Annotated in this window: 27 protein-coding genes; 18 read left to right on the top strand and 9 right to left on the bottom strand. The window is 55.5% G+C overall.

Going from position 1 to position 25,918, the window contains the following annotated elements; genetic code table 11:
- The first annotated feature begins 9 nt into the window (after positions 1–9).
- From ureE to RRB22_12675, 6 genes are all read left to right on the top strand, one after another.
- A complete protein-coding gene (ureE, locus tag RRB22_12650; protein ID MDT8385253.1) occupies positions 10–528 on the top strand; it encodes an urease accessory protein UreE in 519 nt (172 codons plus the stop codon).
- On the top strand, positions 479–1,234 hold the full coding sequence (locus RRB22_12655; GenBank protein ID MDT8385254.1) for an urease accessory protein UreF: 756 nt from the start codon (positions 479–481) through the stop codon (positions 1,232–1,234). The genes ureE and RRB22_12655 overlap by 50 nt, the downstream gene beginning before the upstream one ends.
- Before the next feature lie 7 nt (positions 1,235–1,241).
- Positions 1,242–1,862 (top strand): urease accessory protein UreG, encoded by a 621-nt coding sequence (ureG, locus tag RRB22_12660; GenBank protein ID MDT8385255.1) that lies wholly within the window; start codon positions 1,242–1,244, stop codon positions 1,860–1,862.
- 50 nt (positions 1,863–1,912) lie between these two features.
- Positions 1,913–2,080, top strand: a complete 168-nt coding sequence (locus tag RRB22_12665; protein MDT8385256.1) for a hypothetical protein — start codon at positions 1,913–1,915, stop codon at positions 2,078–2,080.
- 111 nt (positions 2,081–2,191) lie between these two features.
- Positions 2,192–2,905: a TorF family putative porin gene (locus RRB22_12670; GenBank protein ID MDT8385257.1), complete on the top strand. Its 714-nt coding sequence runs from the start codon at positions 2,192–2,194 to the stop codon at positions 2,903–2,905.
- 246 nt (positions 2,906–3,151) lie between these two features.
- Positions 3,152–4,378 carry an acetamidase/formamidase family protein gene (locus RRB22_12675; protein MDT8385258.1) on the top strand — a complete coding sequence of 409 codons (1,227 nt, stop codon included), beginning with the start codon at positions 3,152–3,154 and terminating at the stop codon, positions 4,376–4,378.
- Between the two features lie 147 nt (positions 4,379–4,525).
- Here the strand turns inward: RRB22_12675 and RRB22_12680 are convergent, their stop codons facing one another.
- Positions 4,526–4,789: a hypothetical protein gene (locus RRB22_12680; GenBank protein MDT8385259.1), complete on the bottom strand. Its 264-nt coding sequence runs from the start codon at positions 4,787–4,789 to the stop codon at positions 4,526–4,528.
- Between the two features lie 370 nt (positions 4,790–5,159).
- Here RRB22_12680 and urtA point away from each other — a divergent pair, with 370 nt between their 5' ends.
- The 7 genes from urtA (at position 5,160) to RRB22_12715 (ending at position 12,969) form a co-directional block, all read left to right on the top strand.
- Positions 5,160–6,389, top strand: coding sequence for an urea ABC transporter substrate-binding protein (gene urtA / locus RRB22_12685; GenBank protein MDT8385260.1), 1,230 nt, complete (start codon positions 5,160–5,162; stop codon positions 6,387–6,389).
- Between the two features lie 107 nt (positions 6,390–6,496).
- Positions 6,497–7,420: an urea ABC transporter permease subunit UrtB gene (gene urtB / locus RRB22_12690; protein ID MDT8385261.1), complete on the top strand. Its 924-nt coding sequence runs from the start codon at positions 6,497–6,499 to the stop codon at positions 7,418–7,420.
- 18 nt (positions 7,421–7,438) lie between these two features.
- On the top strand, positions 7,439–8,599 hold the full coding sequence (urtC, locus tag RRB22_12695; protein MDT8385262.1) for an urea ABC transporter permease subunit UrtC: 1,161 nt from the start codon (positions 7,439–7,441) through the stop codon (positions 8,597–8,599).
- A gap of 23 nt (positions 8,600–8,622) precedes the next feature.
- Entirely contained in the window at positions 8,623–9,366 is a 744-nt protein-coding gene (gene urtD, locus RRB22_12700) for an urea ABC transporter ATP-binding protein UrtD (protein MDT8385263.1), read from the top strand.
- 13 nt (positions 9,367–9,379) lie between these two features.
- A complete protein-coding gene (gene urtE, locus RRB22_12705; GenBank protein ID MDT8385264.1) occupies positions 9,380–10,069 on the top strand; it encodes an urea ABC transporter ATP-binding subunit UrtE in 690 nt (229 codons plus the stop codon).
- A gap of 36 nt (positions 10,070–10,105) precedes the next feature.
- Positions 10,106–11,149, top strand: a complete 1,044-nt coding sequence (locus RRB22_12710) for an aliphatic amidase (GenBank protein ID MDT8385265.1) — start codon at positions 10,106–10,108, stop codon at positions 11,147–11,149.
- An 80-nt stretch (positions 11,150–11,229) separates the two neighbouring features.
- Positions 11,230–12,969 carry a VWA domain-containing protein gene (locus RRB22_12715; protein MDT8385266.1) on the top strand — a complete coding sequence of 580 codons (1,740 nt, stop codon included), beginning with the start codon at positions 11,230–11,232 and terminating at the stop codon, positions 12,967–12,969.
- Between the two features lie 82 nt (positions 12,970–13,051).
- Here the strand turns inward: RRB22_12715 and RRB22_12720 are convergent, their stop codons facing one another.
- The 8 genes from RRB22_12720 to RRB22_12755 all read right to left on the bottom strand — a co-directional run bounded on the left by RRB22_12720 (position 13,052) and on the right by RRB22_12755 (position 20,832).
- Entirely contained in the window at positions 13,052–14,038 is a 987-nt protein-coding gene (locus tag RRB22_12720; protein MDT8385267.1) for a hypothetical protein, read from the bottom strand.
- Positions 14,039–14,361: 323 nt separating this feature from the next.
- Positions 14,362–14,694, bottom strand: a complete 333-nt coding sequence (locus tag RRB22_12725; protein ID MDT8385268.1) for a TusE/DsrC/DsvC family sulfur relay protein — start codon at positions 14,692–14,694, stop codon at positions 14,362–14,364.
- Positions 14,695–14,890: 196 nt separating this feature from the next.
- The gene (locus RRB22_12730; GenBank protein ID MDT8385269.1) at positions 14,891–15,652 is read right to left on the bottom strand and encodes a molecular chaperone DnaJ; all 762 of its coding nucleotides are present in this window, start codon (positions 15,650–15,652) and stop codon (positions 14,891–14,893) included.
- 11 nt (positions 15,653–15,663) lie between these two features.
- Positions 15,664–16,890 (bottom strand): formate-dependent phosphoribosylglycinamide formyltransferase, encoded by a 1,227-nt coding sequence (gene purT, locus RRB22_12735; GenBank protein ID MDT8385270.1) that lies wholly within the window; start codon positions 16,888–16,890, stop codon positions 15,664–15,666.
- Between the two features lie 159 nt (positions 16,891–17,049).
- A complete protein-coding gene (locus RRB22_12740) occupies positions 17,050–18,204 on the bottom strand; it encodes a DUF3549 family protein (GenBank protein MDT8385271.1) in 1,155 nt (384 codons plus the stop codon).
- Positions 18,205–18,272: 68 nt separating this feature from the next.
- Positions 18,273–18,686, bottom strand: a complete 414-nt coding sequence (locus RRB22_12745; protein MDT8385272.1) for a hypothetical protein — start codon at positions 18,684–18,686, stop codon at positions 18,273–18,275.
- Positions 18,687–18,846: 160 nt separating this feature from the next.
- A complete protein-coding gene (locus tag RRB22_12750) occupies positions 18,847–19,350 on the bottom strand; it encodes an RNA-binding protein (GenBank protein MDT8385273.1) in 504 nt (167 codons plus the stop codon).
- A 177-nt stretch (positions 19,351–19,527) separates the two neighbouring features.
- On the bottom strand, positions 19,528–20,832 hold the full coding sequence (locus RRB22_12755) for an ATP-binding protein (GenBank protein ID MDT8385274.1): 1,305 nt from the start codon (positions 20,830–20,832) through the stop codon (positions 19,528–19,530).
- Here RRB22_12755 and RRB22_12760 point away from each other — a divergent pair.
- From RRB22_12760 to RRB22_12780, 5 genes are all read left to right on the top strand, one after another.
- Entirely contained in the window at positions 20,731–20,940 is a 210-nt protein-coding gene (locus tag RRB22_12760; GenBank protein MDT8385275.1) for a hypothetical protein, read from the top strand. The genes RRB22_12755 and RRB22_12760 overlap by 102 nt on opposite strands.
- A 452-nt stretch (positions 20,941–21,392) precedes the next feature.
- Positions 21,393–22,361, top strand: a complete 969-nt coding sequence (locus RRB22_12765) for a substrate-binding domain-containing protein (GenBank protein ID MDT8385276.1) — start codon at positions 21,393–21,395, stop codon at positions 22,359–22,361.
- Between the two features lie 242 nt (positions 22,362–22,603).
- Entirely contained in the window at positions 22,604–24,424 is a 1,821-nt protein-coding gene (gene typA, locus RRB22_12770; GenBank protein MDT8385277.1) for a translational GTPase TypA, read from the top strand.
- Positions 24,425–24,430: 6 nt separating this feature from the next.
- The gene (locus RRB22_12775; protein MDT8385278.1) at positions 24,431–25,201 is read left to right on the top strand and encodes a DUF481 domain-containing protein; all 771 of its coding nucleotides are present in this window, start codon (positions 24,431–24,433) and stop codon (positions 25,199–25,201) included.
- Positions 25,202–25,333: 132 nt separating this feature from the next.
- Complete coding sequence (locus RRB22_12780; protein ID MDT8385279.1) at positions 25,334–25,867, top strand: DUF1439 domain-containing protein; 534 nt, start codon at positions 25,334–25,336, stop codon at positions 25,865–25,867.
- The last annotated feature ends 51 nt before the right edge of the window (positions 25,868–25,918 follow it).

The following is a 25,918-nucleotide window of genomic DNA, read 5'->3' on the forward strand; positions in this document are numbered from 1 at the left end:
GGAGTCGAGATGTTAAAGATCTTTTCGCGCATGGAAAAAAACGCCGAGGCACAGGGCACGCTGCGCCTGCCGTTCGAGCTGCGGCAGAAGAGCCGCCTCAGGGCAACCCTGCAGGATGGCCGCGAGGTCGGCCTGATGCTCAACCGCGGCGAGCTGTTACGCAGCGGCGACTGCCTTAAGGCCGAGGATGGCTCGGTGATCCGGGTCGAGGCCGCGGCGGAAACGGTGAGCACCGCCAGCCACGCAGACACCAGGGTGCTGGCGCGGGCCTGTTATCACCTGGGCAATCGACATGTCGCCCTGCAGATTGGCGAAGGCTGGCTGCGTTACCTGCACGACCACGTACTCGACGACATGGTGCGGGGCCTGGGACTGACGATCACGGTGGAGGCCGCGCCCTTCGAACCGGAGGGCGGCGCCTATGGCGGGCAGCGTCATGGTCATGCACATGAACACAAACATGGACATGAACACACGCATGAGCATGAACATTCCCATGGGCATGCCCATGATCATTCTCATGATTAATAGCAACGACCCTGCGCCGTCGTTGCGGGAAGCAACCGTAATGGACAACACGCATCTGCGACTATGGCAGTTGATCAATCCCACCCTGCCCATCGGCGCCTTTGCCTATTCGCAGGCGCAGGAATACGCAGTTGATGCCGGCTGGATCAACGACGAGGCCAGCGCGCGGGCGTGGATTGAGGAGCTGCTGCGCGAGGTGTTGAGTGTGACCGAGGTGCCGGTACTGGCGCGGTGTTACCGCGCCGCACGACAACAGGACTGGCCCGATTTTGTCTGCTGGAATCAGATCCTGCTGGCCATGCGCGAATCCTCCGAGTTGTATCAGGAGGACATTCAACTGGGGGCCGCGATGCTGCGCGTATTTCCCAGTCTGGGTATCGAGATCAATGACGCACTGGTAGACCGGCCGCTGAGTTATGCCGCCGCCTTTGGCTATGCCTGTGCGGTGTGGGAGATTGCACTGGAGCAGGCCGTGCAGGGATTCCTGTGGGCCTGGTGCGAGACCCAGGTGGCGGCGGCCATAAAGCTGGTGCCGCTGGGACAGAGCGCCGGCCAGCGTACGCTGTCCGTGCTGCGCGAACAGATCGCCGCCGGTGTCGCGCGGGGGCTGGCCTGTGAGGATGACGACATCGGTATGCTGGCGCCGGGCTTTGCCATGGCCAGCGCCAGACATGAGCAGCAGTATTCAAGACTATTTCGATCCTGAGGTGAGCGTGATGAAAAAACAGGTATTACGAGTCGGTGTGGGTGGCCCGGTAGGCTCGGGCAAGACGGCCCTGGTGGATGCGCTGTGTAAGCAGATGCGCGGGCAGTATGAGATTGCCGTGGTGACCAATGACATCTACACCCAGGAGGACGCGCAGTTTCTCATGCGTAGCGAGGCGCTGGCGGAGGACCGCATCATCGGCGTCGAGACCGGCGGCTGTCCGCACACCGCCATCCGTGAAGACGCCTCCATGAATCTGGCGGCGGTGGATGAGTTGCAACGCCGTCATCCCGATCTGGACCTGATCTTTGTCGAGAGCGGCGGCGACAATCTCTCGGCGACCTTCAGCCCGGAGCTGTCGGACCTGACCATCTATGTCATCGATGTCTCCGCCGGCGACAAGATCCCGCGCAAGGGTGGCCCCGGCATTACCCGCTCGGACCTGCTGGTGATCAACAAGATCGATCTGGCGCCCTATGTGGGGGCCTCGCTCGAGGTGATGGAGCGCGATGCAAAAAAGATGCGGGGCGAGCGACCGTTTGTGTTCACCAATATCAAGACGGGCCATGGCGTCGACAACATCATCGCCTTCATTGTGGCCCAGGGCATGCTGTCCGCTGTCGCCTGAAGCCGTTGCGCTCTTGCCGACACGCCCTCCGCAAGGAGGGTTTTTTTTGCGTGGCGATTTGGACGAATAAAAATCCTGCACCAACATATTTCAGAACGTGCGAAGTGAAAAAGAAACCGCACAGTTTGGGTGCAGGCCATATCGATAAAAAGATCTGCCGGGAGCAGCGAAAATCAGGTAATCCGTTGTTTTTCTTGGCGAATACAGAAGTGGCATGACGTATGCAATTGTTGATGCAGACTCTGTAGTAACTGCAACAAGCGAAAACTGTGCAGGCACAACCGGAGTGGTTGCAGTACTCACTAATCAAATTGACGGGAGAACATTCCATGAGAGCACTTAATAAATTGAGCCCGGTTGCGCTGGCAACGACCCTGGTCATCGGTAGCATGACGGCGATGCCATTAACAGCACAGGCCGGCGTTAGCGGAACCGTGCAGGCGGCCAATATGTATCTGTGGCGCGGACAGAATTTGACACCCAATGGCGCGCAGGTATCCGGCGACCTGAACTACTCACATGACGCCGGCATGTATGCCGGTGTGTGGACATCAACCGAAACCGGCGGTCAGGAAACCGACCTGTATGTCGGCTTTGGTGGTGGTGTCGGCGGCGTCAGTTATGACATCTCTTACTGGAAATATCTGTACCCGGAAGACTGTAATAGCGCCACCCCGGTGTCCTGTTCCCTGGGTGATACCGATGCATCCGAGTTTGTCGTTTCGTTGGGTTTTGGCCCTGTGAGTGTTGCCAGTTATATCGCGGCTGAGAGTGGTTCGGATGACAACAACTATTACACCGTCGGTGTGGACTTTGCCGAAAAATTCAATCTGACCTACGGCTTCTGGGATCTGGAGAATCCGGGCAATGAATACAGCCATGTCACCCTGATGTATTCCTTCAGCGATGAATTGACCTTCGGTGTGAGTGTTGCCAGCAATGACTCAGGTTATACCGAAGAAGGCAACGCACCAGACGCTACCGGAGTCACTGAAGACCCGTTGTTCTACGTCTCTTATGCCAAATCCTTTGATCTGAAATAGGGTCGAGCTCAGCAACGAATAAACACTTTCAGGGATGAAGGTGTTTTTCCAATCGAAGTGGAAGACTGGAGTGATGAAGGGAAAATGATTCCAGGAAATGAATTTGGGTGACAGAGACCACAGTAGAGTCGGGCGTTGAATGCTGCGCATAGTGCGTAAGTGGTACGAAATATGGTTGCGTCATGTATCGGATGCAAAACAACGCTCTAATGTTGATGCTGATAGACAAGTTAAGGGTGTCAAGAAATGGAAACTATAATCAAGATTGATACGAGTAAAAAGCCTTCAGAGCAGGATGGTGTGATACATAATCGATGGCATCCGGATATTCCCATGGTAAGGATGGTGAAACCGGGAGATGAATTTCGCATCGAGTGCCTGGACTGGACCGGCGGTCAGATCAGTAATGATGACTGCGCAGATGATATCCGTGATGTTGACCTGACACAGGTGCATTACCTTAGTGGACCTATTGGCGTAGAAGGAGCGGAACCGGGCGACTTGATGGTCGTCGATATTCTTGATGTAGGTGTTCTGAAAGAATCGGAGTGGGGCTTTACCGGGCTGTTTGCCAAGGAAAATGGCGGCGGGTTTTTAACCGAGCATTATCCTGATGCGCATAAGGCCTGCTGGGATTTTCACGGCATCTATGCCTCATCGAGGCACATTCCGGGAGTCGAGTTTGCCGGCATTATGCACCCGGGTCTGATTGGGTGTTTGCCATCAAAAGAGCTGCTGGATGAATGGAACAAACGGGAAAGCGGCCTGGTGGCGACTGATCCCGAGCGCGTGCCACCGCTGGCGGCATTGCCCTATGCCGAAACGGCTGTCATGGGCCGCATGAAACCGGAGGTGGCTGCGGAAGCGGCAAAAGAGGCTGCCCGTACTGTGCCGCCAAGAGAACACGGTGGTAACTGCGATATTAAAAACCTGTCACGCGGATCGCGGGTATATTTTCCTGTCTATGTAAAGGATGGCGGTCTATCAATGGGGGATATCCACTTCTCTCAAGGTGATGGAGAAATCACCTTCTGTGGCGCAATTGAAATGGCGGGATACCTCGATATCCGCGTGGGTCTGATAAAAGGCGGGGTAAAGAAATACCATGTTAATAATCCTATATTCAAGCCCAGCCCAATGGAGCCCCGCTATAGCAATTATCTGATCTTTGAAGGTATCTCGGTGGATGAACAGGGTGGCCAGCATTATCTGGATGCCCATGTAGCATACCGTCAGGCCTGCCTGAATGCGATTGAACACCTTAAGTTGCATGGTTACACAGGAGAGCAGGCCTATGCCATTTTAGGTACGGCGCCAGTGGAGGGTCATATCAGCGGCATTGTCGACATACCCAACGCCTGTGCAACACTGTGGTTGCCAACAGAAATATTTGAGGGGGATATTAACCTGAAAGAAGAAGGCCCTTCAAAGATTATCCAGCCGGGTAGTGATCTGGCGAAAACCAGTAAATAGGCTTATGCAATCAGGCCGATCATTTGCTCGGCCTGATTGACTTATAGATGGTAATAACCGGAGATAAAAATGCCTTTATATGATTATAAATGCCCTCAGTGTGAGAATGAATTTGAGGAAAGGATGAGTCTGGAAGACTATTCGCCATTACGGGTATGTCCCGCCTGCAACTCCCCATCGCCGCGCAAGCTGTCTGCGCCCCGCTTGCAGATATTGAAAGCGAATGAGCGTAAGGCGCGAGAGCGCAATGAAAAAGCGATCTTTGATCCAAAGAGGATTACACGTAGGCACGAATGTAATGATCCTGGTTGCGGGCATCATCAGGAAGAAAAGAGCAAGGGTGCGTACCAGCAAATCAGGCAGGGCAGTCGCCCATGGATGCTGGGGTGAAGTGAAGCGATAGATTTTCATATTCCGATACTACTGTTAAATATTTGAAACGCCGAACATCCAATGTTCGGCGTTTTTTTTTGAGTGAACTGAAGTGGCGCACTGATATGAGACAAAGAAAAATAAACATGCTGCATAAGCGTGCAGCACAAACGAATAAAGAATCTGTTTTATATGGATCAAGGCCAATGATTGTTCTGTCATGAGGCTGGACGATACAAAAATCACGGCTAACTCCATGATCTTTCGTCATATCAACAATATTCCTGGGCACACAATCTTGTTGGCACACTGGTTGCATTGGATGATTTCAGGGTTCCGTTGCATAAGTTGATTTATACGATGGAAGTACCAGCAGGAAGAATCTCGTAAAACACTTGAGGGTAAATAAATGAAATCCAATCTCGCGATATCAAGATTGCGTAAGTTAATAGGCGTGGCGTTAGGCATAACGCTGGCCAGTAATATCAGCATTGCATCCGCCGGTGTGAATGACACCGGCCTGGCAGTTACTGATGCAGCCGTGAAGGTGGGTATTCTGCACTCGCTGACCGGAACGATGGCGATCAGTGAAACAGGTGCACAGGAAGCTGAAAAACTGGCGATCAAGCAGATCAATGACATGGGCGGCATTCTGGGAAGGAAGATTGAAATAATCCAGGAAGACGGCGCCAGTGACTGGCCTACGTTTGCAGAAAAATCCCGTAAATTGCTGGTGAAGGATAAGGTGGCCGCGGTATTCGGTTGCTGGACGTCAGCATCACGTAAAGCGGCATTACCTGTGTTCGAGAAGGAAAATGGCTTGCTTTATTACCCGACTTTTTACGAAGGACTAGAGCAGTCACATAATGTGATTTACACCGGTCAGGAAGCTACCCAGCAGATTCTTGCGGGCCTTGATTGGGTGGCCAGGGAAAAGGGTGCAAAAACCTTTTACCTGATCGGTTCTGATTATATCTGGCCGCGTACATCCATGAAGATTGCCCGCAAGCACATAGAGAATGTGCTTGGCGGAAAAGTGGTTGGTGAAGAATACAAGCCGCTTGGCAATACGCAGTTTGGGTCGGTTATCAACAAGATTCGTCTTAAAAAGCCCGATGTTATTTACGCTGCGGTTGTAGGTGGTAGTAATGTGGCCTGGTTCAAGCAGTTGAAAGCAGCAGGCATTACTGGCCAAAAGCAGACCCTGCTGACGCTGTCGGTTACTGAAGATGAAGTGCTGGGTATCGGTGGAGAAAACCTGGAAGGTTTCTACTCGGTAATGAAGTATTTCCAAAGTCAGGATAATGAAAACAACAAGGCGTTTGTGAAGGCCTTTAAGGACATGCACGGTGATGACAGTGTTATAGGCGATGTAACACAGGCTGCCTACCTGGGGCCATGGTTGTGGAAGGCTGCTGTTGAAAAGGCGGGCAGTTTTGATGTGGACAAGGTGGTTAAGGCATCTGAAACAAGCGGTATTGAGCTTACGACTGCGCCAGAAGGTTATGTAAAACTACATCCTAACCATCATTTGTGGAGTAAGACACGAGTAGCTAAATGGAATAAGGATGGGCAGGCGACAATTGTGTTTACTTCTGATCTGATTGAACCGAATCCATTTCCTGAAGGTTATCAATAAACAGTAGTGCATTGACAGTGCAGGCTGGCAGGGTGCCAGCCTGCTTAAGGCAAGAAGACATCAAATGGTTGTTTGGTAATTCAGGAAACGATGCCGGAGTAATAGTTATGGGTGAATATACAGCGCAGGAATTATTATCGATCTTTGCGATGCAGGGCTTTTCCGGCCTGAGTCTGTTCAGTGTGCTGTTATTAATGGCGCTTGGGCTGGCAATAATATTTGGACAGATGGGCGTTATTAACATGGCCCATGGTGAGTTTATGGCGGTAGGGGCCTATACAACCTACCTGATCTCGGTGTTAAGCGAAGAATATTTCCCCGGGTTCGTGGAGTACTATTTTATATTTGCCATTGCACTTTCATTTCTGGTTGCAGGAGCGTTGGGTTATCTGGCAGAGCTCGCATTGATCAGGCACCTTTATAAAAGACCCCTGGACACATTGCTGGCGACCTGGGGCTTAAGTTTAATCATGCAACAAGGGTTTCGTTCAATCTTTGGGGCGCGTGAAGTCAGCCCAACATTGCCTGACTGGCTAATGGGCTCGTATCAACCGATAGAATCTATCGACATTCCTATCAACGGCATGTTTGTGCTGGGGCTGACGACGTTTGTTACCTTGGCCGTCTTTTACCTGATGTTTAAATCAAGCTGGGGCCTGCGGGTGCGCGCCACTACACAGAACCGGGTAATGAGCGGTGCGGTGGGTATCAATACCAAAAAAGTCGATCGCTTGACTTTTGCACTGGGTTGCGGGATTGCCGGTATAGCAGGCGCGGCATTTACCACCATTGCTTCGACGGGTCCGACCACAGGCTCATTGTATATCGTGGATACCTTTATGGTGGTGGTGTTTGGTGGTGCGGCCAGTCTATATGGCACGATTGCTTCGGCATTTTCAATTGCCCAGGCTCAATCCATTCTGGAATTCTTTATCAGCGGTTCAATGGCGAAAGTGTTTACCCTTCTCGCGATTGTCATATTTTTGATGCTACGTCCAGAAGGCCTGTTTGCCTCAAAAGTGCGTAAGTAGACTATTCAGGAGACAATTATGGGTTTTGTATATGACAGATTGCTGGGCGGAAAAAACGGTGCAATCGGCATGGCGATACTTGCCGCGTTAATCTTGTTGATTTTGCCAATGATGCTGGACCTGTTCCGACTGAATCTGGTTGGCAAGTATTTAACCTATGCCTTTGCAGCAGTGAGCCTGGTTTTGTTGTGGGGATACGGTGGGATACTCAGTCTGGGTCAGGGTGTGTTTTTCGGGCTTGGCGGGTATTGCATGGCGATGTTTCTGAAGCTGGAGGCATCGGATCCTGAGTCCACAAAAATTCAGTCGACACCAGGCATCCCTGACTTTATGGACTGGAACCAGTTAACCCAGTTGCCCTGGTTCTGGGAACCGTTCAACAGTTTCGGTTTTACCGTGCTGGCAGTATTGCTGGTGCCGGCAGTGTTCGCATTCATTATCGGTTATTCAATGTTCAAGCGCCGGGTTGGCGGGGTCTATTTTGCGATTATCACGCAGATTATCGCCCTGATCCTGACGGTGCTGATCGTCGGTCAGCAGGGTTATACCGGTGGGATTAACGGTATTACCGACCTGAAAACATTGCATGGATGGGACATAAGGGAAGATTCGGCGAAATATATATTGTACTTTGTTAATGCCATTCTGCTGTTCTCGGTGATACTGCTCAGCCGGTTTATCCTGACCAGTAAGTTTGGCCGCCTGCTGCTGGCGATGAAGGACAAAGAGGATCGCGTGCGCTTCTCCGGTTACGACGTTTCTAATTTCAAGATTTTTGTGTTCTGTATATCGGCAATAATCTCTGCCATTGGTGGGGCGATGTTTACCCTGCAGGTTGGCTTCATGTCGCCATCCTTTGTCGGGATCGTGCCCTCAATTGAAATGGTGATCTTTGCCGCAGTGGGTGGGCGCATGTCGTTGATTGGTGTGGTGTACGGCACTCTGCTGGTCAATTACGGCAAAACCATCTTTTCTGAGACTTTCCCCGAGCTCTGGTTGTATCTGATGGGTGCGCTGTTCATTGCTGTGGTGATGTATTTCCCAAATGGTCTGGCAGGTATCTGGGATAAGCATGGCGGCAAGCTGTTTGGGTTTATTCAAAATATGAAATATATCGGAGTAGTAAGATCTATGCTGGATAAAAAACGTCTAGTTAAAGCAGAAGTCTCCGGTGAATAGCCGAAATATCAGGAGTAAATGCAATGAGTAACACCGATTTCGCGCTGGCTATAGAAGATTTGACCGTATCATTTGACGGCTTCAAGGCAGTTGATAGCTTGAATTTTTATGTGGATAAGGATGAATTGCGCGTTGTCATCGGGCCGAATGGTGCAGGCAAGACGACGGTGCTGGACCTGATTTGCGGCAAGACCAAATCAACCTCCGGCAGCATCAAGTTTAATAATCGTGAGCTGACCAAGCTGGCCGAACATCAGATCGTACATGCCGGTGTAGGGAGAAAGTTTCAGACGCCATCCATTTATGAAAATCTCACCGTATATCAGAATCTGGAAATCTCATATCCGCGTGGTCGCGGTGTGTTTGGCTCGCTGATGTTTAAGTGCGATGAAGAGGTGGATACGCGGATCAAGGAAGTGGCTGCTGAGATATTTCTTGAGGATATGCTGAATATGGAGTCGGCATTGTTAAGCCATGGACAGAAGCAATGGCTGGAGATTGGCATGTTGTTAATTCAGGATCCACAGCTATTGATGCTGGATGAGCCGGTGGCTGGTATGAGTGTAAAGGAACGTGAATTGACAGCCGAGCTGCTGAAGCGAATCTGCAAGGGCCGATCTGTACTGGTTATTGAGCACGATATGGAGTTTGTAGAACGAATCGCGCACAAGGTCACCGTATTGCATCAGGGAAAAATACTGGCTGAGGGAAATATGCAGTCCGTGCAAAATGACCCGAAAGTCATTGAAGTCTATTTAGGTCATTAACCGGGAGAATTTTATGCTTGAAGTTGAAGATCTTCACGTAAGTTACGGGCAGAGTGAGGTTATACACGGCATCAGCTTTGCGGCAAAAAAGAATGAAACCCTGGCAATCATGGGCCGCAATGGCATGGGCAAGACCACGCTGTTTAAGTCGCTGATTGGAATACTTGAAGCAGGTAAAGGCAGCATCAAGGTTGATGGTGAAGATGTTACTGCAAATGAAAGCTATCAGCGGGTGGCTAACGGCATTGCCTATGTGCCTCAGGGACGGATGATTTTCTCCAACCTTACTGTCAAGGAAAATATTGAAACCGGAATGGAGGTTTCAGGACTGAAGCAAATACCTGATGACATTTTCTCCCTGTTCCCGGTGCTGCATGAGATGCGTCACCGAAAAGGCGGCAACTTGTCCGGCGGTCAGCAGCAACAGCTGGCAATCGCCCGTGCGCTGGTAACCAATCCCAAGGTGCTGTTGCTGGATGAACCTACGGAAGGTATTCAGCCGTCAATCATAAAAGATATTGCGAACATCCTGAATGAAATCCAGAAGCTTCGTGATATCACCATCATTGTCTCCGAGCAGGTGTTGAGTTTTACCATGGCGATCGCCGATCGGATTATTGTTATTGATAAGGGAAATTTCATTCATGAAGATCTGCGGGAGAATGTGGATACCGCGCAGATCAGTAAATATTTGTCCGTTTAGGCAATTCGACTATAGCTGGTCATTCTGGAGCAGAAAATGAGACACGGTGATATTTCATCCAGTAACGATACCGCCGGTGTGGCGGTTGTAAATTACAAAATGCCTCGCCTGCATAGCAGGGCGGAGGTGTTGGATAATGCCAGAAAAATCGCTGACATGATTGTCGGGATGAAGCAGGGTCTGCCCGGCATGGATCTGGTGATTTTCCCCGAATATAGCACGCACGGCATTATGTATGACGCGAAAGAGATGTATGAGACGGCATCTACCGTCCCGGGAGAAGAGACCGAGATCTTTGCTGCGGCCTGCAGAAAGGCCAACACCTGGGGCGTGTTCTCACTCACGGGTGAGCAGCATGAAGAGCACCCGAACAAGGCGCCCTATAACACACTTATTCTGATGAATAATCAGGGTGAAATTGTGCAGAAATACCGCAAGATTATGCCCTGGTGTCCGGTGGAGGGCTGGTATCCCGGAGACTGTACCTATGTATCCGAGGGGCCGAAAGGGTTAAAGGTCAGTCTGATTATCTGTGATGACGGAAACTATCCGGAAATATGGCGTGACTGTGCCATGCGCGGTGCTGAACTCATTGTGCGCTGCCAGGGCTATATGTATCCCTCGAAAGAGCAGCAGGTGATGGTGGCCAAGGCCATGGCATGGATGAACAATACCTATGTTGCGGTGGCCAATGCCACAGGGTTCGATGGGGTCTATTCCTACTTCGGGCATTCGGCAATTGTGGGCTTTGATGGGCGGACGCTGGGCGAGTGCGGAGAAGAAGAATACGGTATCCAATATGCCGAGTTATCCGTTTCCCAGATTCGCGATGCCCGTAAGACCTGGCAGTCACAAAACCACCTGTTCAAGCTGCTGCATCGCGGCTATACCGGCAAGATTAACTCCGGTGATGGCAGCGAGGGGGTTGCTGAGTGTCCATATGAATTCTATCGCACGTGGGTCACTGATCCCCAAAAGGCCAAAGACAATGTTGAGGCCATAACGCGGAAAACCGTCGGCACTGCCGAATGTCCGATCAATGGTATCCCGAACGAAGACACCGACACTGCGCATCAGTAAACCAGGGCCGCTGTATAACAGGTTGATGGGATTGCGCCAGCCGCCGACACCCATTCACAATATTCCATGATGTGTCTTTTGTGGAACGGCTTCTGACGTTACAGTCACACAAAAAGGCAACGCAGTGGTATCTGCGGGCATTGTGGGGTATGCGCTTTGACCTGCACGAATGTTTGGCTGATGAACATAACCTGGAGTTGCTGAGTTATGTCGATGCTACCGATATCTTTTTGCCGGCCATAGTTAAGGTCTGCCGGGTTCACTCACTTTATTACCGTGCCGCGGCCTGTCATGCCGCCGCGCATACGATTTACGGTAATTCTCCGTTCGATCCAGGCAATCTCAATCTGACACAGCGCAGCCTGATCGGCCTGGTCGAGGATCTGCGAGTTGAATTGCTGGCCATCAAGCAATTTCCTGGTCTTCGCAACCTGTGGCTGGCATTTCATGGGGATAATGAGCAGCACTCATCTGTGGCCCCGCAGTTGATGCTCCGACTATCGCGCGGGGTGCTGGCTCATGAATGCAGGGATGGGCATGCCTGGGTTAACAAAGGCAGGCGACTTATACGAGATCTGCTTGAACAGGATAATACAGCAGAGGCCGTGTTAGGGATCGGCCTTCAGCTGGCCAATGACCTGGGCCAGATGCGCATCCCGTTCAATACCGGGCGTTACGAGCAGGCGGTAATGTATCGCGACGATAATCGTAGCCTGTGGCAAAAACAGCAATCAACTCACCAGCATGGCGATAGCGTGCAGTTGTCACCGGCAAGCGCCATGCACAACACAAGCTTTATTGAGCGGACAGCTGGGCTGTCTCTGGCGCTGGCAATGTCATCAGCTCGCGGTGATGAGGGTTATCTGCTGCAGCGCGACCAGGGTCATGACCTGGAATGTAGTGATGTAAATCAGGAGACGGTGCTAGCTCGGTTGTCTTACCCGGAGTGGGATTATCGCAGCCAGATCCTCAAGCAAGGCTGGTGTACAGTGACCGAGTATCAGGCTGGTCCCGGTTCGGCAGAGGTGATCAGCAGGATTTACCGAGACTATAGGCAAATACTTGAGCGTTTGAAACGACTTGCCAGAAAAGTCCAACTGGAAAAACACCAGCGTCTGCGAAAACGGGAAGAGGGGGATGATATTGAGCATGAACCCATGCTCAGCGCCATGGTTGCGCTCAGATGTGGGGAGATACCGGATACGCGCATTTTCATGCGCAACAGGCTGCAGGCGGACCATAAGCCTGCCATCTGCATCCTGCTGGATATTTCCGAGTCTACCAATGAGCCATTGATGGGTACGATGACACCGCTGCATCAGTTGTTGCGCAACTCAGTGGCATTGCTGGGCGAGGCATTGTCTCTGGCGGATGAGCAGTTTGCCATTTATGGTTTTTGTTCTGATGGCAGGCATCAGGTGAAGATCAGAAATTTTAAGACGTTCGCTGAGCCATTCAGGCAAACGCGGCAACGCCTTTCGGCCATCAGTGGGGAATATTCGACCCGTCTGGGGACAGCCGTCAGACACTGTGCCCAGCAGCTGGCCACCCAGCCTCAACGCAGGAAACTGTTGCTGGTGATTACCGATGGGGTCCCGTCTGATATTGATGTGTTCGATCAGGACTATCTTCGCAAGGATAGTTGGCATGCGGTGCAAGGGCTGGCCCGTGCTGAAATTACGCCCTTTTGCGTCAATCTGGATGCCCGCTCGGACGCGACCATCGAGGGGATTTTTGGCAGGCATCGTTACCAGACACTGGACAATGTCAGTCGTCTACCCGAGGTGCTGTCACGACTCTATTTCCGAACTCTGCGGTGAAGGCGGCAGGTCTAACGGGCTTGTATTTCGATTCGCCTGGCGGGTCAGGCAATACCTGAGCGTCTAACAAACTATCTGGAATCTAGCTACCACCAAACACCATTTCCAGTTTGAAGCTCAGGGAGTGCCGGGCGTGGAAATCATCCTCTTCCGGATAGAGGATCTGGGGATTGATCTCGAAGAATAGCCAGTTGCTGTGAATCTGCTGACGCAGCTGGATCGACAGTATGTACGCGGTGGTATGGGTATCGGGCTCGCTAACGGCAGTTAGACCGGCGCGATAGATGATGCCGCGGTATTTATTGATGTCGTGGATCAGGTAGAAATTCTGACCCATGTCGAACTGGCGGCTTTCGTTCATCCAGGTGGCCTGGCTGGTGGAGCGCAATAGATCTTTTCGGCTCAGGCGGCGCTCGATGTCCAGCCGGGTCGTTTCGCCGGCGCCGGTGGAGTCGCGCCAGAAGAGGGTCTCGGCGAGACGGAATTGCCAGTCACCCGCGGCGTACAGGCCGCGCAGGCGGAAACGGGCAAAGCTGTCAAAGCCGGAACGATAGCGTATCCCGACATCGGTGTGGGCCAGCAACCAGTCGGAGGTGTACTGGATATAGCGCAGGCCGAGGGACTGCCGGGTCGATTCGACGGCCTGGGTCACCGTGCTGACGGGCTCGGCGTCTTCCTCGGGGTCATTCTCCAGCAAAATCTTTAGCCGGTCCTCGGTATCGGGCAGGGTCAGCTTGCCCTGCAGATTGACCTCGTAACGGGGCTCGTAACCTTCTTCGGTGACCTGCACCAGATTCAGTTTGACATGGCTTTTCTGATGTTCGTCGTACACCAGATCGTTGGCAAAAAAATTGTCCAGCCAGTTGGCCAGCTGGGTCACGCCCTCTGCGGCGGCATCCTGATATACGTCCAGGGGTTCCAGCATGAGGATGCGGGGGAGGAGGTCGGTGCTTTGCCTGTCTTCGGCCTCGCCGGCCTGCAGGGGTGGGGCGAAGAGGCTGGCCGCGCAGAGTCCGGGGATCAGTGTTCGCCACAGCGCGGCGCAGCGTGGCGCACGGCATTGGGCCAAAGACAAACCAGGGCATGGGGCAAAAACCGGTGTCATGTGGTAACGATTCCTTAGCGAGTCCCATTTCTCTCCGCCGCCCGTCGCGCTATCTATTAAGGCGGCCACAAATGCGGCGAGAAATACGGCTTAAGCCTACGGTGGAATCGCGTTTGATACAAAGCTTTGTGGTCTGAGAGCCGGTGAAAAAATATATCGATAGATGGGAGGGGGTGATAGTGCGTCTGGAGAACTGGGGGACATAAAAAAACCCCGCCGGAACGCTCCGGCGGGGTTTTGTTGGCAGGGCGGCTGCGCGCGGTGTTTAACCCAGGCAACCCAGACGTCTAGCTGCAACCTTTGGGGCGTGGCAGGCCGGCAATCTTGTTGGCGGATTTGATCAGGCCGTAGGGGAACAGGTTGTAGATATATTTGCTGTCGCTACGATCCTTGCCGTATTTCTCTTTCATGAGTTTGGAAAAGGCGCGGGGTTCGCACACCCGGCCATTTTCCTCGAAATAGGCGCGGGCCAGATTAATGATGTCCCAGTGTTCATCGGTCAGTTCGACCTTCTCATTCTTGGCGATCTCATAGGCGAGCGCCTCGCTCCATTCATTGAGGTTTTCCAGCCAGCCGGCCTCGCTCAGTTGGATGATTTTGCCATCTAGTTCTACTTGCATGATTAACTCCAAAAGGGTCTTGGTAGGGTGCTGACTTTTGCTCAATGGCTGTTTGAAACAAAAAAGGCTGTTAGAAACAGGGGATGTTACCGGGGGCTAAAGCGAGCGCTAATTACTGTCTGGCGGGGATTATAGCCTATAACCAAGTAAAGTAGTCAATTATCTCCTTTGGGAGGCGGGCAAATGCACGCAGCGGTTACTGTTTCAACAGACAATCCTTGGCCTGATTGATCTTGGCGGCCAGGTAGGTGGAGCCGCCGCGGTCCGGGTGCAGCTTGTGAATCAGCCGGCGGTGGGCCTGTAGCATCTCCTCCCTGCTTGCCCCGGCATCGATGCCCAGGATGTCGCGGGCCTCGGCGGGCGACATGGCGTGATTCGGGGGAGTGCTGCGCTCACGCTGGCCACCCTGTGGCCCCGCCTGCGCCCGCCAGCCGGCGTGATGGCGGTCCAGGTAGGCGTTGAGCAGGGCGGCGGAGCGGGGATCCTCGGTTTGGCAGACGCCCAGCAGGGCCAGTAGCTGGTCCAGTGGCATCCGGCTGAGGAACTGGCCCTCATAGGCGCCTTCCAGTACCTCGCCATCCAGATTGCCGGTGGCGATGTCCAGACTGACGCGCAGGAAGCGGGTTTCCAGGGTCGAAAACGGCGCGCTGTGTCGGTCAAAGCCGTGGCCGGCCCCGGCCCCCGGCGGGCGGGTAGCACCGCCAAACAGGCCGCGGACCATCGGCAGATAGCGAAATAGCATAAAGCCGCGGCGCAGAAACGGCAGGCTGGCGGCACCCGCCGCCACCAGCCAGTTGAGGCGACCGGTGACGGCGAGCAGCACCAGGACGCCCAGCCCCGCCACCAGCGCCGCCCGCTTGGCGGTGGCGACTACCTGTTTGGGCGGGGTGCGCACAAACCAGTGCACCAGCAGCCAGGCGAGCAGCGCAACCGCAACCAGGATGATCAGACGGCTCATATTTCAGGCGTCTACTTTTGCACCGGGGTCACCAGTGCCGCGGCGTGTTTGGCGCGGGTGCGGGCGTCGTTCGCGGAGTTGCCATAGGCCAGCGCCACCCCCATGCGGCGGCGCTCGAAGGCCTCGGGTTTGCCGAACAGGCGCAACTCGGTCTGGTGGATGCGCAGGGCGTGGTCCACGCCCTCGAAGGCAATGCCGGACTGCTCGTGGGCGCCGTAGATCACCGCGCTGGCGCCGGGCTCCCGCAGGCGGGTGTCGACCGGCAGGCCGAGAATGGCGCGGGCGTGCAGTTCAAATTCGTTCTGCGCCTGGGTCACCATGGTGACCATGCCGGTGTCGTGCGGGCGCGGGCTGACCTCGCTGAACCAGACCTCGTCACCCTTGATAAACAGCTCCACACCGAACAGACCGCGGCCGTTGAGATCGTTGTTTTCCAGGGTGTTGCCGAGGTTGTCGGTGATCTGCTTGGCGATCTGCCGGGCGCGGGCCAGGGCCTTGTCGCTCATGGCCTGTGGCTGCCAGCTCTCCACATAGTCGCCGTGTTGTTGCAGGTGGCCGATGGGATCGCAGAAATAGGTCTGAATATCACCCTGCGCGTTGAGTGCGCGGACCGTCAGCTGGGTGATCTCGAAATCGAACTTGATCATTTCCTCAACGATGACCCGGGTCTGCGGCACGCGGCCGTTGTTGACGGCGTAGTCCCAGGCGGCGCTCACCTCATCGGGGCCGTGCACGGTGGACTGGCCCTTGCCCGAGGACGACATCACCGGCTTGACGATGCAGGGATAGCCCACCCCGCCGTCGATGGCCATCTGTAATTCATTACGCGATTCGGCAAAGGAGTAACGAGAAGTAGGGATCTCCAGCTGTTCGGCGGCGAGCCGCCGGATACCCTCGCGGTTCATGGTGAGCTGGGCGGCGCGCGCTGTGGGGATCACCTGGGCCAGACCCTCGGCCTCGATCTCCGCCAGCATGTCAGTGGCGATGGCCTCGATCTCCGGCACGATGAGGTGCGGCCTTACCTGTTCGACCAGCGCCCGCAGCGCGGCGCCATCGGTCATGTCGATGGTGAAGGCGTGATGCGCCACCTGATGCCCCGGGGCATCTTCGTAACGATCCACGGCGATCACCTCCACCCCGAGGCGTTGCAGGGCGATGATGACTTCCTTGCCCAGTTCGCCGCTGCCCAGCAGCATTACGCGGGTGGCGGTATCGGAAAGGGGGGTACCTATTTTCATGTTGATTCCTGTTCTGTAATGGCGGGGTTGGTGGCGGCCCTGCCGGTATGGATGGCCCGTATACCCAGGGCACCTGAAATCTTTAGCCCATAAAGACCTGAATGACGACAACGGCGCAGATAATTTTTCCGGGCTGGATCGGCGGGCTAAATGTGCAGGCTAAAGTTGTAGGGACTGGAAAAAGCGGTCGATGATAGCAGCCTCCTGGCTCGAACACTCGTTGTCTTCGCGCAGCCGGCGTAACGCGTCGAGCAGCGGCTTGCGCAGGCCGGGAATAAACATCAGGTCGGCCATGATGTTGTCAAAGGCCGTCTGGCCGGCATCGCAACGGGCCAGGTTGAGCAGAAAGGCGCGGGCGATGTCGGCCTGCTCCAGGCGATGCCAGGCGCGGCCGGCGATGGTGGCCAGCACCTCCACATGGCGGCCGATGTCGCTGGCCGGGGTGGAACAGAGAGTGGCGCGAAGGGCGTCGTCGAGGGCCTGCTGATCCTGGCCGTGGGACAGACCGCGCAGTGCGGCGGCCACGCCAGTGGCGGCGACGGCCTCGTCGTGCTGCAGGTCGTGCGCAAGACGCAGTCTCAGCGCGGCGCTGAGCGGCGGGGCGATGGCCTCGTTTTCCAGGCAACTACAGAGTGCGGCAAAGGGGGTGATGGGCAGCTGCGGGATGGCCTTGATCAGGGTGTTGAGATTGTCGCCCTCGTCCAGCCGGGCCGCGACGTCGGCGATGCCTTGCAGGCCGACAAAATTCCACTGCTCGAAACCGGTGCGGCCGGTGAAATAGTCGGCCGCATGGGAGTAATACTGGCTGGACCCCAGCCCCAGTTTGCGGGCGATTTTGGCGTGGAAGCTGGCCATGCGATCGTCACGCGGGGTGAAGCCGTGGGGATTGTCTTCCGGCATGTCGGGGGCGGTCGGTTTGGCGCTGTCGCCCGCGGTCGCCGCGAGCCGGGCGTTGTGCTGGGCCAGGGTCTGCTCGGCCAGGGTTTCGATGATGCGGCGCAGAAAGTCGTTGCGCGCGTCCTGGCTCAGTAGCCCCTGTTCATCCAGCGGGAATTTCAGAAACCAGATCTGGTGGCTGTCGCTGGCGGGTTTAGCCTCGGCATCATTATTGTCATCATCATAGTGAAACAGCACGCCCAGCCAGGCGTGGCGCAAGAACGGCTGCGGATAGGGCCGCTGCTGGTGCTCGATGGCGAGCATGTCGTCGTGGGTGATCTCGACCACGCGACGGCCTATGTCGTAAAACTGGATCTGGGCGCCGGTCTGGCTGAGGAATTCGCAGAGGGTCTGGGGGAGGATGTCGGTATCGGTCATGGGCGGCATTTTACCAAATGCCCGCCCGTTGCGCTTGGGTAACTCGGCTGAGGGTCTGCGATGGCGACCTACGCAGCATCGCGGGCGTAACCGAATTCGCCCTGCCATTGACCTTTGCGGTAGTCGATATGCAGCCAGCGTGGCACGAAGGCGCGGCCGTTGGCGATGGGGAAGTCGGTGAGGGGTGGTTCGTCTCCCTCGTAGTCTCGTCCGCAGGCACGGGTCATCACCGGGCGAAAGCAGACCTGCAGTTGTTCATTCAACGTGACCCTGGCGGGACTGTGCCCGGCGGCCGGGTCTGTCGCCTCCCGAAAGCGTACCTGTTTGCGGATCAGGCAGCTGAAATACAGTTCCATTTCCACCAGTAGCGGCGTGCTGCGCTGGGCCAGCGCCTGGCGGGCGGCCTTGCTGATCTCGATGTCGACCGAGCGGCCATCCATTTCGATGGACGCCTGCAGGGGTAGCTCTGCCCGTGTGTTCATGTGTCGGCTCCTGGTGTGTCGCGGGTACCCTTCCTAATAACGTAAGGACGCGCGGCCTTTGACACTGTTACAGAAAGGTCATATCGACGGCCGGCACGCAACTTTTCCAACAACGGCTGGTGGCCATTGTTAAGGCGCGGACCGGCAGGGAGTCCGCTCGTTACCGGTTCTCTTCGCGCTGCTGGGCCTCGCTGACCTTCAGGTTGCGGCCGCAAAATTCGGTGTTATCCAGGGCGCTCATGGCCCTGCGTCCAGCGTTCGCCTCCATGTCGACAAAGCCATAGCCCCGTGGGCGTCGGGTGGTGCGATCCGTCATGATGCGCACCGAGTTGACCTGGCCGTATTCGGCAAACAGGTCGCGCAAGGCGTTGCGCTGTGCGTTGTAGGCCAGGTTGCCCACATAGAGGCTGATGCTGTCGCCGGTTGGGACTGGTTCGCTGCCCTGGTGGCTGGCCGGGGTCGATTGGGTTGTGCTGCTACGGCGCGCCGATGGCTGAACGCAGCTGCCGATGAGGTGGCCAATGACCACGCCGGCGCCGAGCACCACAAGGCTGTTGGCGTCGAGCCCCTGCAGGCGCAGCAGCCAAAAGGCCAGCCCGGCGAGCAGGGCGGAGAGGAGCAGGGTGCCTAAATAGAACAGCGGAGAGGGAATCTTGAATGTCATTGTGTGGGTACCGTACGTCTGGTTAAAAGGTGAAATGTTCAGGGGGCCACTACAAAGGGCAGTATTTTAAGGTCTGATCGGACCGCTGATCGCCACTGTATAGATGGTCCCCACATAGCCGCAGTGTGCTGTAGAACGTGCACAGCACAGCAGCGCTTTATACCAGATGTGCCAAAACTATTCGACCGCAGGGTCCGGGTTGGATGATGTCGGTGGCGAGTTATTGAAGGCGGCCGGTGTGCCGTTGGCGTTGAGGGTGAAGGTAAACGTGGCGCCGCCATCGGCATTGACGCTGTGCGTCAGCTGGCCGCCGTGATCCTCGATGATGGTGCGGCTGATGGCGAGCCCCAGCCCCATGCCCGTTTCCTTGGTGCTGAAAAAGGCGCTGGCCAGTTGGAGACTGTCATTCTCGGTGATGCCAGGACCGGTGTCGCTGATCGAGACCGATACCTGGCTGGGGGAGGGGCTGTTCACGGTAATCAGCAGCCGTCGTGATTCGGCCGGCACGGCATCCATCGCCTCGATGGCGTTGCGCAAGAGATTGAGGATGACCTGCTCGACCTGCACGGGATCGGCCTCGATGGGTGGTAGAGCGGGATGGCTGTCGATGTTGAGTGCAATCTGGTGGTGGATGATCTCATTGCGCACCATGCTCACCGCCAGCCGCACGATGCTGTTCAGCTCGGTGGTCTCGCGGTGCGGCGTGCCCTTGGCGACAAAATTGCGCAGGTGTTTGACGATGTTGGCGGCACGCTGTGTCTGGATGTGGATCTGCCTGAGGATGTTGGGCAGTTGCGCCTGTTGCTGTGTATCGCCGCCCAGTAGTCGCAGGCAGCTCTGTGTGTAGCTGGCGATCGCCGTCAGCGGCTGATTGATCTCGTGGGCCAGACCGGAGGCCATTTCACCCATGGTGTTGATGCGGGCAACGTGGGCAAGGTCCTGCTGGCGCTGGCTGCTCTTCCTCTCGGTCTGTTCTCTTTGACGGATCTCGTTTTGCAGTTGCAGCTTGCTGGACGCCAGCTCGATCGGACAGCGCGCGCCAGGGTTGTCCTGGATGGAGGTTGCCATGATGCGAATCACTGCGGGTTCGGCAGGGGCCTGGCTTCTGGCCGAGATGCCGCTGGACGGCGTCGCCGCTGCGAGGCCTGCAACGAGCTGGGATTCAAGTTGCACCTCGATGCGTTGGCCATGGGCATCGATGAGATGTAGCACACAGCGCTCAGGGGCCGGTGAGTCGCTAGTCTGCCCGCGCACGTGGTTCAGGTGTTGAATAAAGCTGGCGTGGTCTTCCTCGGCCACCATCTTTCCCAGGTGCTGACCAATCAGTTGTGCACGCGGTCTGCCCAGTAGCTGTGCAAAGCTGAGGTTGGCTTCGATGATGTGGTCCTCGGCATCGAGGCTGAGCAGGGCTATGGGGAAGGCGTCATAGAGCGCCTCGAAGCGTTGTCGCAGACCGCTGGACAGCTGCAGGATTTGTTGCAGGTGCCGGTTTTCTTTCTGCAGCGCGATAAATTCCGCGCGCGAAAAGGGCTGGTGAGCTGCAAGGCCCAGGGCGTCGGGGGGTGGGTTGTCCCGAAAGATTCTGCGTGAGAGTGCGTCGTCCGCACCGTATTCAGGTTTGATAGCGTTTGCCTCCGTGCGTCGCTACGTTATAGCAGGTGTTACCGCGTAAGCTTATATCACAATATCGGATTTTGGTCAGCAGGGGAAATTCAGGTCAGTGCCACCCGGCGGTACGTGGCCGGTGGGCGGATTGAGAACACCCAGGAATCATAGCCTCGATACACTACCGCTGAAACGGCGGCTCGCGGCTAAGCGTGGCCGGTCGGTTGCCAGCATCATATCTGGTTAGCGAATATACCTGTGCATATTAATAGGATTTGAATTTAGCAAAAAAAAGGCAGATATTTAGCCCCAGCTGCGCGGTACCGTGTTTTGTCGTCGAGGGGGTAGTTGTATTGCTGCGACAAAGGAGTGAAGCGGTTATTGCGTACAGCGAGATACAAAGAAACATTCTAATAAACTACACGGAGAGAGATAGCATGAAATTAATACGTAAACTGCTTCCGGTAATGCTTGCCACCGCCTTTGTTCCCGCCCTGCTGGTCGGTTCGCCGGCAATCGCGGCAGATGCCGGTGAAGGCCACGATTACCGTACCTTCCATGTCGACGGCAAGATCGACTACGGAAAAATCGGCGACTCCTATACCTCTGACCTGGTGATGTACCTGGCCGGCAATCAGTTCATGGTGATGGAGGACCTGATCAAGGACTTCCAGTCCAAGAACAGCGATATCAAGACGGTCTATGTGGAAACCATCCCACCCGGCCAGATCCTCAAGGGCCAGCTCCTCAAGCAGGGCCAGATCAATGGCCAGGACACCAATATGACACCGGACCTGTATGCCAGCGTCATGATCGCCCACCTCAAAAAGCTGAAGAAAGAAGGTCTGATGGAGGAAGGGAAGGTCTATGTCCACAACAAGCTGGAGCTGATGGTGGCCAAGGGCAATCCCAAGGGCATCAAGGGGCCGGAAGACCTGGGGCGTGATGACCTGGTGCAGTCTCACCCCAATCCGCTGACCGAGGGTATTTTCAAGTTCTATGGCTCAGAGATGCTGAAGGACATGGGCCTGCACGCCAAGGTCACCGGCGGCAAGGAGTGCAAGGGCTGCTGGGCGGTGGACGGCAAGACCTGGTTCACCACACGCCATCATCGCGAAACACCGCATCGCATCGAAAATGGCGAGGCCGATGTGGGTATCGTGTGGACAAGCGAAGTGCTGGAGGCCGTTAATGAAGGTCGCAATGTCGAGGGTGTCACCATACCTGCCCCTCTCAACAAGGAGGCCGAGGTAGCCTACGCCATTGGCAAGCTGAGCAAGGCAAAAAACCAGAAAAATGCCGATCGCTTTCTGGACTATCTGGCAACCGCCGAGGCACAGAACATCTACGCCAAATATGGCTTTGTGAAGGCCACTGCCGACGAGTTGAAGCTCAAAAAGCTGTAAGCCTTATTTAATATTTAGCAACATTTGTTGAAAAACCGGCCGGGGAAACCCTGCCGGTTTTTTTATGCCCTTTGGGGCCGTCTTTTTATTTGGTTACGATTTGTGCATTAAAGGCAGATTTTTCCGGTATAATCCGCGCCCTTATTCATCCATGGGACCGCCGGTCTCGTGCATGGCCCATGTTCAGAACCCCTGTTTAGAACAGATCGTTTAGAACAAAACCTTTAGAGAGTGTGACACCCGTGATTCAGAAACTTCGAAATATCGCCATTATCGCCCACGTTGACCATGGCAAGACGACCCTTGTCGATAAGCTCCTGCAGCAGTCTGGCACCTTTACCAGCCGTGCCGACGTGGGTGAACGGGTGATGGACTCCAACGATATCGAAAAAGAGCGCGGCATCACCATTCTGGCCAAAAACACCGCCCTCGACTGGAACGGCTATCACATCAACATTGTGGACACCCCCGGACATGCCGACTTCGGCGGCGAAGTGGAGCGGGTGATGTCGATGGTGGATTCGGTGCTGCTGCTGGTGGATGCCGCCGAAGGCCCCATGCCGCAGACCCGTTTCGTGACCGAAAAGGCGCTGGCCCAGGGGCTCAATCCCATCGTGGTGGTGAACAAGATTGACCGTAACGGCGCGCGCCCGGACTGGGCGGTGGACCAGACTTTTGACCTGTTCGATCGCCTGGGTGCGACCGACGAGCAGATGGATTTTCCCATCGTCTATTGTTCCGCGGTTAACGGTTACGCTGGCCTGACGTCCGATATCACCAGTGGTGACATGACGCCGCTGTTCGAGACCATCGTTAAGCACGTCAAGGCTCCTGATGTGGATCCAGACGGCCCTTTCCAGATGCAGGTGTCGGCGCTGGATTACAACAGTTATACCGGCGTTGTCGGTATCGGGCGTGTCACTCGTGGCAAGGTCAAGGCCAACTCGCCGGTGATCGTTGTGGATACCGAGGGCAAGGAACGTCGTGGTCGTATCCTGCAAATATTTGGCTTCCTGGGCCTGGAGCGCATTGAAATGCCGACCGCGCAGGCCGGCGACATCATTGCCTTCACCGGCCTCGATCCGCTGAAGATTTCCGATACCCTGTGTGATCCCACGCATGTAGAGGCGATGACACCGTTGTCTGTCGACGAGCCCACGGTGAGCATGACCTTCGGTGTGAATAATTCCCCCTTCGCCGGTCAGGACGGCAAGTACCTGACCTCACGCCAGATCCGTGAGCGCCTCCAGCGTGAGCTGATCCACAACGTGGCGCTGCGTGTGGAAGAGACCGCAGACCCGGATAAATTCAAGGTCTCCGGTCGTGGTGAATTACACCTTTCCATCCTTATCGAAAATATGCGCCGTGAAGGTTACGAGCTGGGCGTGTCGCGCCCCGAGGTCATCCTGCACACCTTGCCAGACGGTACCAAGGAAGAGCCCTACGAGCAGGTCACGATCGATGTACAGACCGAGCATCAGGGTACTGTGATGGAGAAACTCGGCGCACGCGGTGGCGAGCTGAAAGACATGATCCCAGACGGCCAGGGTCGTGTGCGGCTGGATTACATCATGCCGGCGCGTGGGCTGATCGGTTTCCGTACCGAGTTTCTCACCTCCACCCAGGGCTCCGGGCTGATCTATAGCGTGTTTGACCATTACGGCCCGATGAAGTCCGGCGACTATGGACAGCGTGCCAATGGTGTGTTGATCTCCAACGGCCAGGGCAAGGCGTTGGGTTATTCCCTGTGGAATCTGCAGGAACGCGGAAAACTGTTCATTGGTGCCAACACCGACGTCTACGAAGGCAGCATCATCGGTATTCATGCCCGTGATAACGACCTAGTGGTGAACTGTCTCAAAGGTAAGCAGCTCACCAACGTGCGCGCCTCCGGCACCGACGAGAATATTCAGCTGACGCCGTTCATCAACCTCAGCCTGGAGCAGGCGCTGGAGTTCATCGATGATGATGAACTGGTGGAGGTCACGCCGATCAACATCCGTTTGCGTAAAAAGATCCTCAACGAGAGCGACCGCAAGAAGGCCAGTCGCGCTGCCAGTTAATTGCCGATGAGAGTTGTCCGCAGCGGTGCTCTGCTCCTCATTGCCAGCTTTGCCTTCGATGCCAACGCCATCGTCAATGTCGAGGCGATGCGCGTGGGCCCGCCGGCGGACGGTCTGAGTGGTCATCTGGATCTGAGTCTGAACGGCAACAGCGGCAACACCGACAAGCAGGCAATAGGCCTGGATGCCCGCCTGCAATGGCAGCAGGATCGGATGACGGATTTCATGGTGCTCTCCTACGATTATGCCGAGAGCAGTAGTGTCCGCGACACCAACAAGACCTTCGTCCATGCCCGTCACGTGGTGCAGTTCCGGCCACGTCGCGCGTGGGAGACCTTTGCCCAGATGGAAGAGAATGAGTTCGCCCGGCTGGCGTTTCGCGGTCTGCTGGGGGGTGGTCTGCGTTTTACCCTGGCGGAAAGGGCGGAGCGGCTGGGACTCTATCTGGGCGCGGGCGCCTTCTGGTCACGCGAGACCCTGGAGCAGCAGCCGGAGTATACCGATCACGGCAGTGACAGCTTTGTCCGCGCCAATCTCTATCTGGTCTACAAGCATGTGTTGAACAGTCAGTTGAGCCTGGTCAGCACCACTTATTATCAGCCACGACTGAGTGATGGTAGTGATTTTCGTGCCCTGGAGCAGGCCGGCCTGGCAGTGAAAATGAGCGAGAATCTGAGCCTCAAGCTGTCACTGGATATCGCCCACGATAGCCGCCCACCCCAATCCATCGACAACACCGATATCAGCTACAACACCAGCCTGTCCTATCAGTTTTAGACACGGTTCGGTTTTAGGCGGATTGCCGCCAGCGCTGCACGCAACCGACAGCCTCCTAGTGCATTGCGTTAGCCCCGGGCCTGACGCATCATCCGCGCACACTTTACAGACCACCACCCAGGGAGAATGACCATGCGCAACCTCACACTGACAGGCGCACTCATCGCGGCGCTGTTGTTTAGCGGCAGCAGTGTCGCGCTGAGTTTTACGGTGGAGCTGGATCAGGCGACGCTACAGCAGGGACTGGCCGCTGCCTTCCCGGTGCAACGCGATGAGACCTTTGTTTCGGTGCGGCTGGCGCAGCCGCAGGTGATCCTGCAGGAGGGAAGCGAGCGTATCGGCCTGAAGACCCTGATCACGGTTTCGCTACCGGGCGCCAATCCGGTTACCGGAGATACCACCGTGGACGGCAAGCTGCGTTATTCGGCGAAGGACAATGCCCTGTATCTGGATCAGGCCAGGGTGAGCGAACTGACTATCGCGGGTATGCCGGAGATGGCGCGTCAGGAAACCCTGCGCATTTCCAGCCTGTTGCTGCGTTCCTTCCTTGATCAACAGCCGTTGTACGTGTTCAGGGACGATCAATCCTCCGCGCTCATCAACAAGCGACTCACCCGGGTCGAGGTCCATAACGGCAAGCTGCTGGTGGAGCTGTCGGCTGACTAGGAGCCTGTCGGACTATGGGAATCGTAGCGAGCATGGTGGGAAATCGAGTCC

The organism is Gammaproteobacteria bacterium (genome assembly GCA_032250735.1).
Lineage (GTDB): Bacteria > Pseudomonadota > Gammaproteobacteria > SZUA-152 > SZUA-152 > SZUA-152.

What these genes read in the sequence shown, in the direction of transcription:
- RRB22_12680 (MDT8385259.1), bottom strand. Translation starts at nt 4,789, where the DNA reads ATGAAAATCTATCGCTTCACTTCACCCCAGCATCCATGGGCGACTGCC.
- RRB22_12730 (MDT8385269.1), bottom strand. Translation starts at nt 15,652, where the DNA reads ATGAGCCGTCTGATCATCCTGGTTGCGGTTGCGCTGCTCGCCTGGCTG.
- RRB22_12750 (MDT8385273.1), bottom strand. Translation starts at nt 19,350, where the DNA reads ATGACATTCAAGATTCCCTCTCCGCTGTTCTATTTAGGCACCCTGCTC.
- RRB22_12780 (MDT8385279.1), top strand. Translation starts at nt 25,334, where the DNA reads ATGCGCAACCTCACACTGACAGGCGCACTCATCGCGGCGCTGTTGTTT.
- purT (MDT8385270.1), bottom strand. Translation starts at nt 16,890, where the DNA reads ATGAAAATAGGTACCCCCCTTTCCGATACCGCCACCCGCGTAATGCTG.
- RRB22_12775 (MDT8385278.1), top strand. Translation starts at nt 24,431, where the DNA reads ATGAGAGTTGTCCGCAGCGGTGCTCTGCTCCTCATTGCCAGCTTTGCC.
- ureE (MDT8385253.1), top strand. Translation starts at nt 10, where the DNA reads ATGTTAAAGATCTTTTCGCGCATGGAAAAAAACGCCGAGGCACAGGGC.
- urtE (MDT8385264.1), top strand. Translation starts at nt 9,380, where the DNA reads ATGCTTGAAGTTGAAGATCTTCACGTAAGTTACGGGCAGAGTGAGGTT.
- RRB22_12765 (MDT8385276.1), top strand. Translation starts at nt 21,393, where the DNA reads ATGAAATTAATACGTAAACTGCTTCCGGTAATGCTTGCCACCGCCTTT.
- RRB22_12740 (MDT8385271.1), bottom strand. Translation starts at nt 18,204, where the DNA reads ATGACCGATACCGACATCCTCCCCCAGACCCTCTGCGAATTCCTCAGC.
- urtA (MDT8385260.1), top strand. Translation starts at nt 5,160, where the DNA reads ATGAAATCCAATCTCGCGATATCAAGATTGCGTAAGTTAATAGGCGTG.
- RRB22_12710 (MDT8385265.1), top strand. Translation starts at nt 10,106, where the DNA reads ATGAGACACGGTGATATTTCATCCAGTAACGATACCGCCGGTGTGGCG.
- urtD (MDT8385263.1), top strand. Translation starts at nt 8,623, where the DNA reads ATGAGTAACACCGATTTCGCGCTGGCTATAGAAGATTTGACCGTATCA.
- RRB22_12655 (MDT8385254.1), top strand. Translation starts at nt 479, where the DNA reads ATGAGCATGAACATTCCCATGGGCATGCCCATGATCATTCTCATGATT.
- RRB22_12745 (MDT8385272.1), bottom strand. Translation starts at nt 18,686, where the DNA reads ATGAACACACGGGCAGAGCTACCCCTGCAGGCGTCCATCGAAATGGAT.
- urtC (MDT8385262.1), top strand. Translation starts at nt 7,439, where the DNA reads ATGGGTTTTGTATATGACAGATTGCTGGGCGGAAAAAACGGTGCAATC.
- RRB22_12675 (MDT8385258.1), top strand. Translation starts at nt 3,152, where the DNA reads ATGGAAACTATAATCAAGATTGATACGAGTAAAAAGCCTTCAGAGCAG.
- RRB22_12725 (MDT8385268.1), bottom strand. Translation starts at nt 14,694, where the DNA reads ATGCAAGTAGAACTAGATGGCAAAATCATCCAACTGAGCGAGGCCGGC.
- urtB (MDT8385261.1), top strand. Translation starts at nt 6,497, where the DNA reads ATGGGTGAATATACAGCGCAGGAATTATTATCGATCTTTGCGATGCAG.
- RRB22_12670 (MDT8385257.1), top strand. Translation starts at nt 2,192, where the DNA reads ATGAGAGCACTTAATAAATTGAGCCCGGTTGCGCTGGCAACGACCCTG.